15 protein-coding genes and 1 pseudogene are annotated in these 16,955 nt (G+C 66.4%); 3 read left to right on the top strand and 13 right to left on the bottom strand.

The genetic code is table 11. The features are described from left to right. Nucleotides 1-10: 10 nt before the first annotated feature. The 6 genes from LQ564_RS23465 to LQ564_RS23440 form a co-directional block, all read right to left on the bottom strand. Nucleotides 11-1,018, bottom strand: coding sequence for a polyprenyl synthetase family protein (locus LQ564_RS23465; RefSeq protein ID WP_231060539.1), 1,008 nt, complete (start codon nt 1,016-1,018; stop codon nt 11-13). 288 nt (nt 1,019-1,306) lie between these two features. Beyond that, entirely contained in the window at nt 1,307-2,314 is a 1,008-nt protein-coding gene (locus LQ564_RS23460; RefSeq protein ID WP_231060538.1) for a porin, read from the bottom strand. Nucleotides 2,315-2,424: 110 nt separating this feature from the next. Next, on the bottom strand, nt 2,425-3,630 hold the full coding sequence (locus tag LQ564_RS23455; protein ID WP_231060537.1) for a PAS domain-containing sensor histidine kinase: 1,206 nt from the start codon (nt 3,628-3,630) through the stop codon (nt 2,425-2,427). A gap of 308 nt (nt 3,631-3,938) precedes the next feature. Continuing rightward, nucleotides 3,939-5,360: a cytochrome P450 gene (locus LQ564_RS23450; RefSeq protein WP_231060536.1), complete on the bottom strand. Its 1,422-nt coding sequence runs from the start codon at nt 5,358-5,360 to the stop codon at nt 3,939-3,941. Nucleotides 5,361-5,437: 77 nt separating this feature from the next. Continuing rightward, on the bottom strand, nt 5,438-6,199 hold the full coding sequence (locus tag LQ564_RS23445; RefSeq protein ID WP_231060535.1) for a LytR/AlgR family response regulator transcription factor: 762 nt from the start codon (nt 6,197-6,199) through the stop codon (nt 5,438-5,440). A gap of 75 nt (nt 6,200-6,274) precedes the next feature. Continuing rightward, nucleotides 6,275-7,549, bottom strand: a complete 1,275-nt coding sequence (locus tag LQ564_RS23440; RefSeq protein WP_231060534.1) for a sensor histidine kinase — start codon at nt 7,547-7,549, stop codon at nt 6,275-6,277. A gap of 310 nt (nt 7,550-7,859) precedes the next feature. On the opposite strand from LQ564_RS23440, the pseudogene LQ564_RS23435 reads away from it, so the two are divergent. Beyond that, a pseudogene (locus LQ564_RS23435) lies at nt 7,860-8,389 on the top strand (exopolyphosphatase); the annotation flags it as partial. A gap of 207 nt (nt 8,390-8,596) precedes the next feature. On the opposite strand, the gene LQ564_RS23430 reads toward LQ564_RS23435, so the two are convergent. From LQ564_RS23430 to LQ564_RS23410, 5 genes are all read right to left on the bottom strand, one after another. Then, on the bottom strand, nt 8,597-8,998 hold the full coding sequence (locus tag LQ564_RS23430; protein WP_231060533.1) for a hypothetical protein: 402 nt from the start codon (nt 8,996-8,998) through the stop codon (nt 8,597-8,599). Beyond that, nucleotides 8,995-9,309: a metalloregulator ArsR/SmtB family transcription factor gene (locus LQ564_RS23425; protein ID WP_231060532.1), complete on the bottom strand. Its 315-nt coding sequence runs from the start codon at nt 9,307-9,309 to the stop codon at nt 8,995-8,997. The genes LQ564_RS23430 and LQ564_RS23425 overlap by 4 nt, the downstream gene beginning before the upstream one ends. 56 nt (nt 9,310-9,365) lie before the next feature. Then, nucleotides 9,366-11,726, bottom strand: a complete 2,361-nt coding sequence (locus LQ564_RS23420) for a sensor domain-containing protein (protein ID WP_231060531.1) — start codon at nt 11,724-11,726, stop codon at nt 9,366-9,368. Between the two features lie 142 nt (nt 11,727-11,868). Continuing rightward, entirely contained in the window at nt 11,869-13,137 is a 1,269-nt protein-coding gene (locus LQ564_RS23415) for a nitronate monooxygenase (RefSeq protein ID WP_231060530.1), read from the bottom strand. A 214-nt stretch (nt 13,138-13,351) separates the two neighbouring features. Next, entirely contained in the window at nt 13,352-13,837 is a 486-nt protein-coding gene (locus tag LQ564_RS23410; protein WP_231060529.1) for a YajQ family cyclic di-GMP-binding protein, read from the bottom strand. A gap of 155 nt (nt 13,838-13,992) precedes the next feature. Here LQ564_RS23410 and murB point away from each other — a divergent pair, with 155 nt between their 5' ends. Both murB and LQ564_RS23400 read left to right on the top strand, forming a co-directional pair. Then, entirely contained in the window at nt 13,993-15,021 is a 1,029-nt protein-coding gene (gene murB / locus LQ564_RS23405; protein WP_231060528.1) for a UDP-N-acetylmuramate dehydrogenase, read from the top strand. A 9-nt stretch (nt 15,022-15,030) separates the two neighbouring features. Next, entirely contained in the window at nt 15,031-15,750 is a 720-nt protein-coding gene (locus LQ564_RS23400; RefSeq protein ID WP_231060527.1) for an SDR family oxidoreductase, read from the top strand. A 35-nt stretch (nt 15,751-15,785) separates the two neighbouring features. Here LQ564_RS23400 and LQ564_RS23395 read toward each other — a convergent pair whose 3' ends face one another. Then, the gene (locus tag LQ564_RS23395; RefSeq protein ID WP_231060526.1) at nt 15,786-16,529 is read right to left on the bottom strand and encodes a M48 family metalloprotease; all 744 of its coding nucleotides are present in this window, start codon (nt 16,527-16,529) and stop codon (nt 15,786-15,788) included. Nucleotides 16,530-16,620: 91 nt separating this feature from the next. After that, complete coding sequence (locus tag LQ564_RS23390) at nt 16,621-16,914, bottom strand: GIY-YIG nuclease family protein (RefSeq protein ID WP_231060525.1); 294 nt, start codon at nt 16,912-16,914, stop codon at nt 16,621-16,623. Between the last annotated feature and the right edge of the window lie 41 nt (nt 16,915-16,955).

Genomic DNA, 16,955 nt, shown 5'->3' with positions numbered 1-16,955 from the left:
CCCCGGTGGTTCAGTTGACGCTCAGGACGTGGCTGCGCGCGGCCACGCCGTCGGCGATGGAAAAGCCGGTGCGCAGCTCGTCCTGCGGACGCAGGCGCGAGGCGCCGCGCGCGAACAGGCCGGCGACGAAGCGCCGGGTGTCGGCGCCGCTGCCGAGGGCCGCGACCAGGTGGCGTTCGGCCTCGTCCAGGTGGCCGGCCAGGCGCTTGTGCGCCTCGTCCAGCCCGAGCGAGACGAGCAGGGTGCTCTTGCCCAGGTCCTTGCCGGTGTCCTTGCCGGTGACGGCGCTGTCGTTGCCGGGCAGGTCGTGGAAGTCGTCGCGGATCTGGAAGGCGTGGCCGGCCGCCATCGCAAACGCGCGCAGCGAACGCGCGATCTCGTCGTTGGTCTGGGCGATGATGGCCGCCATGTCGACCGCGACGCCGAGCAGCACACCGGTTTTCAGTTCATTGGTGACGGCGATCGCTTCGGGGCTGCGCGCGCCGCCGTGCAGGTCTTCGTACTGGCCGCGCACCAGCCCCTGGGTGCCGATGGTCTCGGCCAGGCGCGCCACCAGGCGGGTGCGCGTGATCGGCGGGATGTCGTGGGCGGTGGCCAGCACGCCGAAAGCGCGGCTGAGCAGGGCGACCGAGGCCAGGATGGCGACGTCTTCGCCGTACTGGACGTGGATCGCGGGCTTGCCGCGCCGCAGCTGGGCATTGTCCATGCAGGGCATATCGTCCAGCATCAGCGAGGCCGCGTGCACCATCTCGACCGCGCAGGCGACGTCGACCAGGGCGGGCGAAGTGCAGCCGAGGTCGCGCGCCACCAGCATGACCAGCATCGGGCGCATGCGCTTGCCCGCGCTGAGCGCCCCGGCGCGCATGGCGGCCGTGAGCAGGTCGGCATGTTCGCCGCTGTCCTCGAGCAGTGCATCGATGCGCTGCTCGATGCAGTCGCGCAGGGCTTCGATCTTGTCCTCGTCGCCTTCATTGCTCGCGAGGCCAAAGCCGTCGAATCGCCGTGTCGCTGTAGTCATGCGCAAACCCCTTTTGCCGAGAGCCACGATTTGTCAGAATTGCTCAAGATGATACCGGATGCAATATTGAGTAATCGTTAATTATTTCAATCGTGCGCAGTGTACGCCAAAAAGCCGACAACCGGCCTGCGCACCACCGCATCGTGTTACACGGGTATTAAACTTGAAAAATCTGCCACGTTCGTTAGCCGGGGTCAGGAGAGCGGGTCAAGCGTGGGACGCCAACGAAGAAAGCCGGCGTGAGCCGGCTTCGGATCGTGCCGCGCGGGGAGCGCGGCGGCGGGGTGCTTAGAAGGAGTGGCGCACGCCGACGGTGAACACGTCCGGATCCGCGCCCAGGGCGGTGGCGGCCGGGGTGACGTTGGTCGAGGACGAGTAGATGCCGAACACGCCGCGGCCGTTGTTGCGCAGGGTCGCGTAGGTGGTGTAGATGTTGGTGCGCTTCGACAGGTTGTAGGTGTAGGCCAGCGAGATGGTGTTGCCCTTGGCGCCGTTTTCCAGCTTCTGCTGCTGGTAGTTCAGGAACACCTTGTTGGCGCCGGCGGTGTAGGCGGCGCCAAGGTTGGCTTGCTTGTACTTGTTGTTCGGGCCGGTCTGGTCGGCGACCAGGTAGTTGCCCTTCACTTCGAAGGCGCCGAAGGTGTAGCCGGCGCCTGCGCCCCATTCCTTGTCGTCGCCGGTCGCCAGGCGCTCGATGTTGTGGTAGCCGGCGCCCAGATACAGGCCGCCGTTCTTGTATTCCACCGATGCGCCCATCAGGTCGCCCGACGGATCGACGGTCTTCTCGCCGGTCGAGTAGGCGGCGGCGACGGTGAAGCCGCTCATCGGGTTGCTCTTGTAGTTGACCGAGTTGTTCAGGCGGCGGGTCAGGCGGGCGAAGGCCGACAGGTTGCTGCCGAACATGCCCTGGCCCAGCACGTCGGAGGCGGCGGCGACGAAGGAGATCGGCGAGTATTCGCGGCCGACGGTCACGGTGCCGAAGTCGCCCTGCAGGCCGACCACGGCGCGGCGGCCGAACAGGTTCGAGTCGGCGGCGCCGGTGTCGAGGGCGACGCCGGCTTCGATGTTGAACAATGCTTTCAGGCCGCCACCGAGTTCTTCGGTGCCGCGGAAGCCGATGCGGCTGCTCGACTGGTTGCCCGAGTTGACGACGGTACGGTGGCCTTCGCCCGGATTGTCGGTGTTCTCCACGGCGACTGCCGCATCCATGACGCCGTAGATGGTCACGTTGCTCTGGGCGTGGGCGAACAGCGGGAGGGTCGACAGCAGCGCAGCTGCCAGGCACTTGAACTTCATGTAGAGGCTCCTTTGGTTTGGACAGGATGTCGAGTTCTTATTAACTCGGATCGACGCGGATATTACGTAGGGAATATTTCCGCTTCATGACATCCTGATATGCCAAAGGCTCAACTCGCCGGACCCTCCACGCGGGAATGGGCGGCGATGGGGATCGAGATATCGATCCGGGTGCCGGGCGCTTCGTCGGCGCCGATGGTGATCTCGCCCTGCAGCGCCCAGACCCGTTCGCGCATGCCGATCAGGCCGAGCGACTCGACCTTTTCCATGTCTTCGGCGCTGATGCCGCGGCCGTTGTCGCGGATCGTGACCAGGAGATCGTGGTTGCTGCGGTCGAGGGTCAGCACGACGCTGCTGGCCTCGGCGTGGCGCGCGATGTTGGTGAGGGCTTCCTGGACGATGCGGAACACCGCCGTGCTGGCGCCGTCGTCCAGGCGCAGCTCGGCCTCGTCGGCCAGCAGCGCGCAGGCGATGCCGTGGCGTTCGACGAATTCGTCGCGCAGCCCCTGCAACGCGAAGTACAGGCCGCCTTCGTCGAGGGCGCGCGGACGCAGGTTGGTGGCGATGCGGCGCAGCGAGGCGATGGCGGTCAGCAGATTGTTTTCCATGCCCTCGAGCAGCTGTGTGCTGGCCGAGGACAGGTGCTTGTGCCCGCGCACCAGGGTCAGGTCCATGCGCAGCGAGGCCAGCAGCTGGCCGAGGTCGTCGTGCAGCTCGCGCGCGATGTGGGTGCGTTCTTCCTCGCGGATGGTCTGCAGGGCCGAGGACAGCTGGCGCAGCTGGTCGTGCGAGCGCGTCAGTTTCTGCTGCACCAGGTGGCGTTCGGAGACGTCGCGCAGGATCACGGTGTAGACCGGGCGGCCTTCATGCTCGACGCTGGAGATCGAGCCCTCGATCGGGAACAGCTGGCCGTTGGCGCGGATGCCGGTGACGGCGTAGTCGGTGGCGCGGCGCCCGGCGCGGCCGCCACCGGCGGGGAAGTAGTCGAGCGGGCTCCTGGCGTCGCTCCCGGAGGCCTGGATGAAGCGCGCCAGCGTGCTGCCCTGCATCGCGCCGACACTGGTGGCGAACATGTGGGCGGCGGCCGGGTTGGCGAACACGATCACGGCGCCGTTGTCGATCGAGAGGATGGCGTCGCTGGCGCTGTGGACGATGTGGCGGCCGTCGATGCGCCGCCCTTCCTTCGCCGGGCGGCGCGCGGCGCGCGCCCGGCGCAGGGCGGCCGTGGCCTCGCCGGCGCAGTAGCCGCCGAGGAAGCTCACTACGAGAACCGCCGTGCCGGGGATGCGGCGGCGCTGGCGTCGCTGGGGAATCATGGGAGGGGTGGGGCGCGTCGTGGCCGGAGGGCCGGGAGCTCTACATTACGACGCGAGGGGCGAGATCAGCTTGAGGCCTGACAATCGTAGGGTGGACCGGGCCACGAAAGGCGGCTTGGCCGTCCGCGCGTTCAATTCCGGCAAGAATAGAGTCTGCGTGTGAGCTTGCACGGTTTGAACGCGTGGGCGGAGGACCGCCCACCCTACGAGTGGGTGAAAAATTCGTCCATGGCTGCGTTGCCTCGTCTCGCCGTACGAGTGTACTGTCTTCGACTCGGCGCCTTGCCACAGCCGTTTTTTCACACCCTCTACGAAACCGTGAAGCGCAGGTGGTAATTGTCGAGCGAGCCAGGGAGCTTGTTCGGATCGAGCTGGCGATTGTTAAGGCGCACTGTATGCCCCTTCAACACCGCAGCCAACAAGCTGCTGCTGGTGAACAGCACCAGATGCCGCCCCGGACAAATCACCGGCCCGTCGCTGAACGGAATCAGGGGCCAGTCGCGCTTGACCGCCCGTTCCCAATCCTCGCTCCACAGTTCCGGCGCGAAGCGGTCGGCGTAAGGGAGGCGGGTGTCGTCGCGGTGGAAGAAGGGCGCGTGGATCATCACACCGGTCTCAGGCGGCATCGTGCCCGTTTCCCACGTGCTCTCGGCACGGCTCTGGCGCAGCACCATCGGCGTGGTCGGCCACAGGCGTAGGGCTTCCAGCACGGTGGCGCGCAGGAAGGGCAGTTGCGGGGTGCCGGCCTGCTGCGCGATCTCGTCGCGGGCGCGCTGCAGTTGTTCCGGGTAGGTGTCGAGCAGCGCCAGCGCGCGGAAGCTCGCGATCACCGCCGCGTCGTAGGCGAACAGCCACTGCGGCACCTGCTGCTCCGGCGCCGCGGTCGAGGAACGCGGGATCTGCGCCATGAAACCGGCCAGGCTGCCGGGCTCGGCGCGCTCCAGGTAGGTCTGGATGCGCGCCAGGAAGCGCGCGCGCTTGGCCGGCATCTTCGGGTGGAAGCCCGACCAGTTGGCGGCTCCGCGCAGGCGCTGGAGCAGGGCCTGCAGCTCATGGTCCTCGGCCGCGCCGTTGCCCAGCACGATGCGGCGGATCAGGCGGTACCAGCCCTGCGACCAGATCTCCCAGTCGAGTTCGCCCTTCTCGCGCGCGGCCTCGAGGATGCGCGCGGCTTCTTCGTCGATCAGCGGCAGGAAGCCGGCCGCCATGCGGTGCATCGGGTGTGCGGTGTCGAGCACCGCCTCGTTGAAGGGGCGCCGCTCGGCGCGCTCGCCGCCTTCCGACAGCAGCACCGCCTTCGGCTCGAAATGGGCGAGGGCGCCGCGCTTTTCGGTGCTGGCCGGGGAGAAGGGGGCGGGCGAGGCGTCCAGCACGCGCTGGGCGTGTTCCGGGTCGAGCACGACGGCCTGCTTGCGGATCGGCAGCGGCAGCATCAAGGGGCCGCTGCCGTACTTGTCGCGCAGCTTCTGCATGCGCTCCACGGCGCGGCGGTCGAGGTCGAGCTTCTCGGCCAGCGCCACCATCGGCGGGCGGCGGATGATGACACCCTGGGCCACCAGCGGCGCGAACACGTCGAGCCCGAGGGCCAGGGTGTCGAGCACGCTGGCGCGGGGCAGGCCGGTGGCGGTGGCGCCGGATCTGGTGATGCCGCGGCCGACCGCAAGGCCGGCGCCGAATGCGCCGAGCACGCCGGCGGCGAAGAGGAGAGAGTCCTTGTGCTTCTTGCTCATGAATCGTCCTGTCCGGTTCGGTAAAGCTTGACTTTACGATAACTGAACAGGACGCCGCGCACGCACGCGGCCGGTCATTACATCTGCTTGAACAGGTGCAGGAAGCTGCGGCTGACTTCGAGCTTTTCCGGACGGCCCTTGACCAGCACCAGGTGGCGGCCGCGGATGTCGCGCGTCACGCCTTCGATGGCGTTCACGTTGACCAGGGTCGCGCGGTGGATCTGCCAGAACAGCGAGGGGTCGAGTTCCTCGGCCAGGTCGCGCACCGGCTTCCTGATCAGGGCTTCGAAGGAGGCGGTCTGGACGCAGGTATATTTCTCGTCCGAGCGGAAGAACAGGATGTCTTCCACCGGAATCATGCGCAGGTCCTGGCCGATGCTGGCCTGGATCCATTGCAGGTGCTTCTGCTTGGGCGCGGCGATCTTTTCGGCCAGCTGCGACAGCATCTGCTGGACGCTGTCGTTGACTTTCTCTCCCGGACGCTCGAGGCGCCCCTTGAGACGGTCGACGGTGACCTTCAGGCGTTCCGGCTCGGTGGGTTTCAGCACGTAGTCGACCGCGCCGCGCTCGAAGGCTTCGACCGCGTACTGGTCGTAGGCGGTGACGAACACGATCTGGCTGCGCTCGCCGATGTCGCGCGCCGCTTCCATGCCGGTCTTGCCGGGCATGCGGATGTCGAGGAAGGTGAGGTCGGGTTTCAGCTGCTCGACCAGTTCCACGGCTTCTTCGCCGTTCTTCGCCTCTCCCAGGATCTCCAGTTCCGGCCATGCCTCCGACAGCCGCAGGCGCAGCTGGTCGCGCATCAGTCTTTCATCGTCGGCAATGATTGCAGTAGGCATGGCAATTCCGGTAGCTGAGTGAAGGGTAACAATTATTCAATGAAATGGCGTAACAGGCAAGTTCAGCCGATGGGCTTATTTCGACAGCTGGTACGGCACTTCGATCATCGCGATCACGCCGCTCGGGCTGTTGGCCGCGATGTGCAGGCCGGCGCCGTCGCCGTGCAGCAATTTGAGGCGGTCGCGGATGGTCTGCAGGCCCAGGCCCGTGCCGTCGCTCGGCACCACGCCGAAGCCGACGCCGTCGTCGGTGACGGTGACGCGCAGCTTGCTGTCCACCACGTCGGCCTGGATCCTGAGGGTGCCGCCTTCGGGCTTGCATTCGAGGCCGTGCTTGATCGCGTTCTCGACCATCGACTGCAGCATCATCGGCGGGAAGGCCGCGCTGCGCAGGCCGTCGGGGATGTTCATCTGCACCGTCAGGCGTTCTTCCATGCGCATCTTGAGCAGGGCCAGGTAGGCCGTCACCATGTCGACTTCGCGCCCGAGGCCGGTGACCACGGCGTTGTCGCGCATCTGCGGCAGCACCGCGCGCAGGTACTGGATCAGGCTGCGCTGCATGGCCGAGGCGCGCGGCGGGTCGACCTGGATCAGGTGCTCGACCGAGGCCAGGGTGTTGAACAGGAAGTGCGGCTCGACCTGCGCCTGCATCATCTGCATCCTGGTTTCCGACAGCTGGCGCTGCATGGTCTCGCGCTCGGCGGCGGCGTTCGCCATCTGCGACTGCGCCTCGGCGCGCTTCTTGCCGCCGACCAGGGCCTTGGTGCCGAACAGGGCCAGCACGAACAGCAGCACGAAGTTCATGAACCAGGTCGAGGCCTGCTTGTGGTAGCGCGAGACCTTCTGCTCGGCGGCGTCCTCGACCGCGACTTCGATCGCGTTCGACAGTTCCTCGGTGATCTGCGGCGGCAGCGCGATGTGGACTGAGTCGCCGTCCGGGTTCACGGTGGCGGAGGGCGGGGCCGGCACGGCGGGCGTCGCCGGGGTGGCCGGCGTGGCCGGTGCTTCGGGGGCCTCGGGGGCCTCGGGCGCTTCCGGCGCCTCCGGCGGAACGGCCGAGGCGCCGTTGCGCGGCCGGACCCGCGGGTTGAAATGGATGCCGCTCTCGTCGATCAGGATGGCGGCGTCGCTGCGCTTGTCCGAACCGCGCTCGGCGCGGGACTCTTCCTCGGCCGGGCGCGAGAACAATTCTTCCTGCAGGATGGCGCCGGCGGTCAGGGTCAGGATCGCAAAGAGGAAAAACTTCCACCACGACAGCTGGGTCACCCAGGTCGCCACGGCGTCGAAGCCGCGGTAGAGCCACGACAGGACGCTGGAAAAATGGTTCTGGCTTGTGTTCCTTGCTTGCATGGGTCTGGTGTTGGTGTCGGTTCGCTTGCACGTCGAAGCGGCGAGTGTACCCTCCGCCGCCCGATCGTGCCGGAAAAACAACATTGCCGGCATCTACTTCTGTTGGGATGATGCAACTTTACCCCCAGCTTCCCTGCCGCGCCAGCACCGTGCGACAGCCTGCACGTTCCGGGGCATGGGCTGCACCGGGCATGGCCAGGATGCGACAGCGCAAAGGCTAACGGCCGGAAACATTGCAAGGTGGAGTTTTTTGGGTCCGGCGGCCGCCCCGGGCTGCCCGCCAATCCCTCAGCTTTGGAGAATGCGCGATATGTTAGCCGACTACCTTGCCGCACCGTCCGTGACCCCTGTGCCCGCCAGCCGGCATCGCCTCGTCACCCGCAGCGATTTCGACGGCCTGGTCTGCGCGTCCTGCTCCGGCGCCTGGGGCTGATCGACGACATCCTGTTCGTGCACCCGAAGGACATGCAGGACGGGAAGCTCGCCATCAGCGCGCGCGACATCACGACCAATCCGCCCTACGTGGCGGCGGCCCACCTGTGGTTCGACCGCCACCTGTCGGAATCGGTGCGCAACACGGGCATGCGCGCCAATCACATCCTGCATCCCGACGCGCCCTCTGCCGCGCGCGTGGTCTGGAATTACCATGGCGGCGCGCGCACTTTCCCTCCAGCGTGGAACGAGATGATGGCGGCGGTGGACAAGGCCGACGCCGCGCGTTTTACACGCGACGAGGTGCTGTTCCCGCAGGGCTGGAACCTGCTCAACTTCCTGATGGACGCGCGTACCGGGCTGGGGCGCTTCCATGAATTCCGCATCTCCAACTACCAGTTCGAGATGGCGGAAGATGTGCTCGGCGCGCTGATCAGTCGTATCAACAAAGATGGTGAAGGCGTGATCGAACACTTGCGCTCGAATTCACCGTTACACCCAAGACCGTCACCCCGGCGAAGGCCGGGGTCCAAGTTTGTCCGCGTATCGGCTGCTCATGCAAACTTAGGCACCGGCCTGCGCCGTTGCGACGGTCTTTGGCCTAACTAATTTCAGTCAAGTACCGGCGCGACGCCCGCCGATGCGAATGCACCCCAGCGCCGCGCAGGTAACGGCCGCCCCGAGCGTCAGCCCACCGATCATTCCCGCCAGGTGCAGCGGCGCCAGCAGCCAGGCGAGCATGTAGCCGAGCCCGCCCAGCACCAGGGCCCAGCCCGTGAAGCGGCGTGCGGCTTGGTGCACTGCGGGAGCGCAGCGCGTGCGCGCCGCCAGCGCCTTCGGAATCGCATTCGCATACGCCACCACCACGCCGCCCAGCAGCGCGCCGGCCAGGCGCTTGCCCCACTCGGGGTCGAGGTATTCTGGCGCGGCCCAGGCCAGCAGCGCGGACTCGGCAAGGATGAGGCTGGCCGCCAGCACGGCGCGGCACACGGTCGAAAAACGGGACGACGGGTTCATGTGTTCTCCTTCTTGGGTGGGACGGCTCGGGGTGTGGCGGCGGCGCGGCTGACCTTGAGTCCAAAGGCCTGCGCGAACCCGAGCAAGGCATCTTCCAGCACCGACAGGCACAGTTGGTAGGTGATGGTGCGGCCATGCTTCTCCGGCACGATCAGTCCGGCCGCGACCAGCACGGCGAAGTGGGCCGACATGGTCGGCTTGGACACGTCGAAGAGGTCGGCCAGTTCGCCGGCGCCCATCGGCCCGCCTTGCAGGTGCTCGAGGATGGCGCGGCGGGTCGGGTCGGACAGGGCTTTGAATACGGACGTCATGCATCGATTGTTAGCTAAACATCGAATTATTGCAAGTGTTTTTGCATGCATATTCTTCATGCATGGTAGCGCTGGTCCAGCATGCGCCGCACCTCGTCCGCCGGCAAGGGCGCGCTGAACCACTGGCCCTGCAACTGGTCGCAGCCGTGCGAGGTCAGGAAGGTCGCCTGGGCCTCGTTCTCGACCGCTTCGCCGACCACGGCGAGTTCCAGGTTGTGGCCGATGTCGATCAGGGTCTTGGCGAGCTGGCTGCCGCCGTCGCGCGCGATGTCGCGCACCGCCGCCTTGGACAGTTTCACTTGGCGCACCGAGAGCTGCTGCAGGAAGGAGAGGTCGGAGATGCCCTTGCCGAATTCGTCCAGCGACAGGGCCACGCCGACTTCGCGCAGCTGGGCCGACAGATCGCGCCCCAGGCCGGGGTTGCGGATCAGGTCGGCCTCGGGAATCTCGATCTCGAGCGCGCCCGGCGGCAGGCCGTGGCGCTGCACGCGCGCCGCCAGGCCGGCGATGAAGCCGAACTGGCTGTACTCGCGGTGCGAGACGTTCACCGACACCGGCAGCCCGGTGTAGCCGAGCTCGCGCAGCTGCTGGAGAAAGGCGCAGGCCTGGTCCAGCACCCAGTTGCCGATCTCGACCATCTGGCCGGTCTCCTCGGCCTCGGCGAGGAAGCTGGCCGGCAGCATCACGCCGTGTTCCGGATGGCGCCAGCGCAGCAGGGCCTCGAAGCCTGCTACCCGCCCACTGCGCGCGTCCATGCGCGGCTGGAACAGCAGGAACAGTTCGTCGTGGTCGAGCGCGCCGCGGATGCTGCTGGCCAGCGCGGCGCGGCGTTCGTCGGCCGAGCGCATCTCCGGCGAAAAGAAATGCACGCCGCCGCCGTTGCTCTTGGCGTGGTACATCGCCATGTCGGCGCCGCGCACCAGTTCAGCCGGGCCCAGGCCGTCGTGCGGATACAGCGCCACGCCCAGGCTGGCGCCGACCGGGATCTCGTTGCCGCCGAAGGCGACCGGCATCGTCATCGAGCTGCGCAGGCGTTCCACCATGCGCAGGGTGAAGCGCACCGAGGGCTGGTCGACCAGCACCAGCACGAATTCGTCGCCCGACATGCGCGCCACCGTGTCGCTCTCGCGCACCGCCGACTGCAGGCGCCGCGCCACCACTTTCAGCACCTCGTCGCCGGCCTCGTGGCCGAAGGTGTCGTTGATGGCCTTGAAGTTGTCGAGGTCGATCAGCACGGTCGCCACCATCGATCCGTGGCGGTGCGCCAGGTGCACCGCATGGTCGAGCCGGTCCCACAGCAGGGTGCGGTTGGCCAGGCCGGTGAGGGGATCGTGGTTGACCTCGTGCTCGAGGTGGGCAGTGCGTTCCTTGATCGCGGTGACGTCCTGCAGGATGCCGATGAAGTGGGTCACTTCGCCGTGCTCGTCGCGCACCGGGGTGATGCGCAGGTCGTTCCAGAACAGCTCGCCGTTCTTGCGCTGGTTGCGGAACACCACGTTCACGGCGCGCCGCTCGATGATGGCCTGGCGCACCTGGCTGCGTTCATGGACGTCGAAGTCGTGCGCCGCCATGAAGCGCGGATCGCGCCCGAGCGCTTCCGCGGCCGGATAGCCGGCGATACGCTCGAAAGCCGGATTCACGTATTCGATGAGGTTGTCGCGCCCGACGCAGCGGGTGATCACGACGCCGTTGCTGGCCGCGTGCAGGGCGCGCTCGCTGAGCATTAGCTGGCGCTCCTTGTTGCGCCGCTTGGAAATGTCGATGCCCATGCCGAACAGGTAGTCGCCGCACTGGCAGGCCACGCGCGCGCCGCCGACCAGCATCGGCGTCTCGCGTCCGCTGCGCGACACGTAGTTCATCTCCATCGACACCTCGGCCCCTTCCTCGAACACGCGGCGAATGTTCTCGAGCGCCCCGGCGCGCTCGTGCGGCTCGAACATGTCCATCACCTGGGCCGCGCCGAGCTCGTCGGGCGTCAATTCGGTCAGGCGTTCGAGGTTGTGGTTCCAGAGGACGAAGCGGCCGGCGCGGTTGATGGCGTAGAAGGTGCCGGGCAGCAGGTCGACGACCTCGGAAAGGGGCGTGTGGCCAACGCGCTCGGACTCGCAGGCGGAGTCGCCGGCCGCGACGATGACGCTGGCGCTCCAGCCGAGCGGCTCGCCGCGGCCGTCGTACTGGCGGGTCAGGGTGAGGGTGGCGTTGCCTTCGCTGCCGCCGGCGAAGCGCATGTGCATGCGCCCGCCGCCTGACGAGGCCAGCGAATCCCAGCGCGCGCTGCTGGCCAGCAGATCCGTCAGGAAGCGGCCCGGCGCGCTGTCGATGGTCCAGCCGAACATGCTCGAGGCCGCCGGATTCCAGCCCGTGACCTTGCCCTCGTCATCAAGCAGGAAACTGACCTGCGCGGACGGATCGATCATGGACATGACGCACCTTCGAGATGAGCGCTCGCTGGAAGTCTAGATTACACGTCTTGACGCAAACAGGGCGCAAACACGGCGCAAAAAGACAAAGCCACGGCGAACCGTGGCTTTGCAGATATGGAACGAGTGTCGTGCCGGATCAGGCGGCGACGATTTCCTGCTTTTCCGGCAGCGCGATCTGGTTGTCGACGCTGAACTGGTAATCCTCGAACACGTGCTGGGCCGACAGGATCTGGTAGCTGCCGTCCGCCAGCTTGTGGGTGGTGTCCTTCAGGCGGTAGGTAGTGTGCCCGCAGGTCCAGCAGTTGAAGTTGCGCATGTGCGTGCACAGGCAGGTCTTGTCCAGCACCGAGATGTTCTTGCCGTCCGGGCTGGCCTGCACTTCGCGGTTGTACGAATTGATGTACGAGCAATTGCCGGTCGCGTCCAGCAGGTAGCCGTAGGACTCGCAGCCCGGGCGGATGCCGGAGCCGATCGCCGGCGTGCTTTTCAGCATGCGCATCGGATAGCCGGTCGGCGACACGCCGTTGACGATGATGTCTTCCTCGCTGGCGCGGAAGTATTCCTGCTTGACGTTGTCCGGCATGCCGCACTCGTGGGTCACGGTGAAGCGGGTCGCCACCTGCACGCCGCCGGCGCCTTTTTCCAGGAAGCCGACCGCGTCCGAACCGGTGAAGATGCCGCCCGCGGCGATCACCGGAATGTCCAGCTTCTGCTCGCGCATGAAGACGTGGATCTCGTCCATGATGGTGTGCAGGTCGTACTGCTTCCAGTCGTCGATGCCGAAGCCCAGGTGGCCGCCGGCCAGCGGGCCTTCGACGATGATGTAGTCGGGCAGGCGGTCCAGGCGCGAGACCTTTTTGAGGAACAGCTGCAGCGCGCGCACCGACGAGACGATGATGCCGAGGAAGGTCGAGCGGAAGCGCGGGTGGTCCTTGATCAGCTCGAACGAACCCAGGTGCAGGCCGGCGGACATGGTGATGCCGTCGATGCCCGCGTCCATCGCCGCCGACAGGCGGGTGCGCAGGGTTTCCTTCGGCGCGTTCATGGTCAGCTTTTCCATGCAGTTCACGAAGATCAGGCCATCGCCCTGCTTCGCTTCCATGGTCGAGCCCACGTGCAGGCGGGTCGCTTCGGCCAGGCGGTCGAGGTCGAACTGGACCACCGCCTTGTTCATGTTGTTGATGTTGAACTTGTAGAGCTTGGTCTTGTCTTTCACGAAGGTGGTGTCGAACTTGCGGTCCGAGACGTCCTGCACCATCGCATCGGAAATGTGGCCGATGCCGCCCAGGCGGGCCGCTTCCAGGGCCAGCTCGGAGGTCGAGATGTCCACACCCATCCCGCCGATCATGATGGGCACGTACTCCTTGTTGCCCAGTCGCAGGCGGAAATCATCAACACGTTTCATTGCAATCCTTAAATCCCTACGAGGGTGTGAAAAATTCGTCCATGGCTGCGTTGCCTCGTCTCGCCGTACTATCGTACTGTCTTCGACTCGGCGCCTTGCCATGGCCGTTTTTTCACACCCTCTACGCGTACATCGTACCGGCCGCGCGGCGCACGGCCATTATTCTACTCCCGGGCGCGATTGGTGCCGCGCCGCCTTGCGGCCGGTGTTCCGCTCAGTCGCGGAAGTTGTTGAAGGCCAGCGGCAGGTCCTGGATGTCCTTGCGCAGCAGGGCCATGGCGGCCTGCAGGTCGTCGCGCTTGGCGCCGGTGACGCGCACCGATTCGCCCTGGATGCTGGCCTGGACCTTCATCTTGCTTTCCTTGATCGCCTTGGTGATCTTCTTGGCGTCCTCGGTCTCGATGCCGTTGCGCACCTTGATGACCTGCTTGACCTTGTCGCCGCCGATCTTCTCGACCTTGCCTTCGTCGAGGAAGCGCACGTCCACCTTGCGCTTGGCCATCTTGTTGATCAGGACGTCCTTGACCTGGCCGAGCTGGAAGTCGGAATCGGCGAACAGGGTCAGTTCCTTGTCCTTCTGCTCGACGTTGGCCGAGCTGCCCTTGAAGTCGAAGCGGGTGGTGATTTCCTTGTTCGACTGTTCGACGGCGTTCTTCACTTCGACCATGTCTGCTTCGCAGACCACATCAAACGATGGCATGGCGTTATTCCTTTTCTTTGTGTAGCTTAATAGATGAACCCCTCTATTTTAGCGGACAACGCCCCTCCAGGCCATCAATTTGCCCGTACGGCAACAGCCGGGACCGGCCTAGCCGCCGCGTTGCCGCCTATAATGGGCAAAAACACCGTCACGCCATGCCAGCCAACCTGCCCATCCTCCACGACCATCCGCTCGATTCCCTGAACACCTTCCGCATCCCCGCACGCGCCCGGCACTACCTGCGCGTGGACGGCGCGGAACAGCTGGCCATCCTGCGCGCCGACCCGGTCCTGGCGGCGCTGCCGCGCCTGGTGCTGGGCGGGGGCAGCAACCTGCTGTTCACCGGCGACTTCGACGGCGTGGTGCTGCACATGGCCGGCCAGGGCAAGGAAGTGCTGGGTGAGCGCGACGGTAAAGTGCTGGTGCGGGCCCAGGCCGGCGAGAACTGGCACGCCTTCGTGCAGTGGACGCTGAGCCAGGGCCTGGGCGGGCTGGAAAACCTGTCCCTGATCCCCGGCACGGTCGGCGCCGCCCCGATCCAGAACGTGGGGGCGTATGGGACGGAAACCAAGGATGTGTTCGATTCCCTGACGGCCTTCGACATGGCGACCGGCGACGTGCGCACCCTGGACGCGGCGGCCTGCCGCTTCGGCTACCGCGACAGCATCTTCAAGCAGCCGGAAGGGCGCGATCTGGTGGTGCTGGACGTTACCTTCGCGCTAACGGCCGCGTGGACGCCGAACCTGCGCTACGCCGAGCTGGCGAAAGCGGTCGAGGAGGCGGGTCTGTCGGCGCCCACGCCGCAGGAGATCGGCGCGATCGTGGAAGCGATCCGGCGCCGCAAGCTGCCCGATCCAGCTGAAATCGGCAATGCGGGCAGCTTCTTCAAGAACCCGGTGGTGCCGCAGGAACAGTGCGCGCGCCTCTTGGTGGAATTCCCGAACCTGGTGCACCATGCGCAGGCGGACGGCAGCGAAAAGCTGGCGGCCGGCTGGCTGATCGACCAGTGCGGCTGGAAGGGCAAATCGCTGGGCCGCGCCGGCGTGTATCCGAAGCAGGCGCTGGTGCTGGTCAACCTGGGCGGCGCGCTTGGTTCGGAAGTCGTCGCACTGGCGCGCGCGATCCAGGCGGACGTCAAGGCGCGCTACGGCGTGGAACTGGAACCGGAACCGGTATTCATCTAGGAGGCGAGCATGATCAAGGCAGTCGTGACGGGCCACTCGCGTGGCCTGGGCGCCGCGGTGGCGGCGGAACTGATGGCGCGCGGCATCCCGGTGCTGGGGCTGGCGCGCGGGCATGCGGAAAGCGCCGAGGGCATGGAACAGGCGGTGGTCGACTTCGGCGACGCCGCGGCGCTGGCGTCGTGGCTCGAGGGGCATGCCTTGACGAGCTTTCTGGCGGGCGCGGATACGGTGCTGCTGGTGAATAACGCTGGCGTGGTCACGCCCGTGGGGCCGCTGGCGGAGCAGGAGCCGGCGGCGGCGCTGCGTGCGGCCGTGATCAACGTGGCGGCGCCGCTGGCCTTGTCGAGCGCCTTCGTGCAGGCGGCGCCGCAGGCCGAACGGCGCATCCTGCACGTGTCGAGCGGGGCGGGGCGCAGCGCCTATCCCGGCTGGAGCGTGTACTGCGCCACCAAGGCGGCGCTCGACCAGCATGCGCGCGCGGTGGCGCTCGACGGCGACGCGCGGGTGCGCTGTGTGAGCCTGGCGCCGGGCGTGATCGATACCGACATGCAGGCCGAGATCCGGGCGACGCCGGACGAGCGCTTTCCGCTCAAGCAGCGCTTCGTCGACATGAAGGAGGGCGGGGTGCTGGTGTCGCCGGGCGAGTGTGCGGCCCGTCTTGTGGACTATCTGCTGGCGCCGCGCTTCGGGCAGGAGCCGGTCGACGATCTGCGCGACGCGCGGGCGTAGGAAACAAAAAGCGGCCTCCGCCCGCGTCGGTCGGCCTACATCTTCGCCAGCTTGTCTTCGACCCGGCGCGCACGCGAGGCGGGGTCAGGGTGGCTCGACATCAGCGCGTTGCCGCCGCCGCTCATCCTGGCCAGCTTGCGGAAGGCCGAAGCGAGGGCGGCCGGGTCGTATTTGTGCTTGCGCATGAATTCGAAGCCGTAGTCGTCGGACGCGGTTTCATCCTTTTGCGAGAACTGCGCGCTGGCGAAGGCCTCGATCGTCTTCGCATTGGCGGCCACCGCCTTGCCGACCGTGCCGCCCGCGACCCCCGCCGCCTTGGTGCCGGCGGACATCAGGAGCGCATTTTTCATCTGCGATTTGCTGTGGCCCAGCTTGGCGTGCCCGATCTCGTGGCCGATCACGCCGCGCAGCTCGTCGTCCGTCATCATGTCCATCAGGCCCGCATGGACGCGAATGCTGCCGTCGGGCGTGGCGAAGGCGTTGACGTCGTCGCTCATGTAGACAGCGAAGTTCAGCTTCAAGCCGTCTTCGTTCTCCAGCCCCCGGGTCAGCCCGGCCAGGCGCTGGGCGTAGTCGCTGCCGGTTGGCGCGACCCCGTTCTGCTCGTCCATCTGCGCCATCATGTTGCGCGATCCCTCGATGATGTCGGCGTCGCTCAGCGAGGCGGCCTTGGCAAGGTCGCTACCGATGCTGCGCAGGCTTTTCAGATCGACGGCGTGGGCGAGGCTGGCGCAGATCGAGATCGCTGCAATGATGCTGAATTTCGTGAGTTTTTTCATGGGCTGGTCCTGGTTGAGACAACGTGGGAACGCAGGAGGATGGCATGGATGGGCTCAGGAAATTCAGCGATTGCTGGCTTGTTGACTGACGTCAACTAATGAGTGTTGGATAAAGGTCATGCCACGCGGGGTTCATGGACTGGACCAGGTTGATCTTCCAGTTGCGCGGCCATTCCTTGATCTGTTTTTCGCGGGTGATCGCGGCGATGATGTCGGTGTGGACTTCGTACCAGACCAGGGTGTGGATCTTGTATTTCTTCGTGAAGCCGGCCACGAAGCCCTCCTTGTGTTCCCACACGCGGCGGATCAGGTCGGAGGTGACGCCGATGCAGGTCGTGCCGTAGGGACGGCTGGCGAGGATGTAGACGTAGGAGGATTTTTCCATCCTCATATCGTTGAGGTGGCGGCCGAGTGTCGTGCTGAGGG

This window comes from Massilia phyllostachyos, from assembly GCF_021044825.1.
Lineage (GTDB): Bacteria > Pseudomonadota > Gammaproteobacteria > Burkholderiales > Burkholderiaceae_D > Telluria > Telluria phyllostachyos.
This window is presented reverse-complemented; position numbering and strand designations above follow the sequence as displayed.

Coding starts and splice junctions, on each gene's coding strand:
- LQ564_RS23400 (WP_231060527.1), top strand. CDS start 15,031: ATGATCAAGGCAGTCGTGACGGGCCACTCGCGTGGCCTGGGCGCCGCG.
- LQ564_RS23430 (WP_231060533.1), bottom strand. CDS start 8,998: ATGAACCCGTCGTCCCGTTTTTCGACCGTGTGCCGCGCCGTGCTGGCG.
- LQ564_RS23460 (WP_231060538.1), bottom strand. CDS start 2,314: ATGAAGTTCAAGTGCCTGGCAGCTGCGCTGCTGTCGACCCTCCCGCTG.
- LQ564_RS23465 (WP_231060539.1), bottom strand. CDS start 1,018: ATGACTACAGCGACACGGCGATTCGACGGCTTTGGCCTCGCGAGCAAT.
- LQ564_RS23390 (WP_231060525.1), bottom strand. CDS start 16,914: ATGGAAAAATCCTCCTACGTCTACATCCTCGCCAGCCGTCCCTACGGC.
- LQ564_RS23440 (WP_231060534.1), bottom strand. CDS start 7,549: ATGCAAGCAAGGAACACAAGCCAGAACCATTTTTCCAGCGTCCTGTCG.
- LQ564_RS23445 (WP_231060535.1), bottom strand. CDS start 6,199: ATGCCTACTGCAATCATTGCCGACGATGAAAGACTGATGCGCGACCAG.
- LQ564_RS23420 (WP_231060531.1), bottom strand. CDS start 11,726: ATGATCGATCCGTCCGCGCAGGTCAGTTTCCTGCTTGATGACGAGGGC.
- LQ564_RS23410 (WP_231060529.1), bottom strand. CDS start 13,837: ATGCCATCGTTTGATGTGGTCTGCGAAGCAGACATGGTCGAAGTGAAG.
- LQ564_RS23415 (WP_231060530.1), bottom strand. CDS start 13,137: ATGAAACGTGTTGATGATTTCCGCCTGCGACTGGGCAACAAGGAGTAC.
- murB (WP_231060528.1), top strand. CDS start 13,993: ATGCCAGCCAACCTGCCCATCCTCCACGACCATCCGCTCGATTCCCTG.
- LQ564_RS23425 (WP_231060532.1), bottom strand. CDS start 9,309: ATGACGTCCGTATTCAAAGCCCTGTCCGACCCGACCCGCCGCGCCATC.
- LQ564_RS23455 (WP_231060537.1), bottom strand. CDS start 3,630: ATGATTCCCCAGCGACGCCAGCGCCGCCGCATCCCCGGCACGGCGGTT.
- LQ564_RS23450 (WP_231060536.1), bottom strand. CDS start 5,360: ATGAGCAAGAAGCACAAGGACTCTCTCCTCTTCGCCGCCGGCGTGCTC.
- LQ564_RS23395 (WP_231060526.1), bottom strand. CDS start 16,529: ATGAAAAAACTCACGAAATTCAGCATCATTGCAGCGATCTCGATCTGC.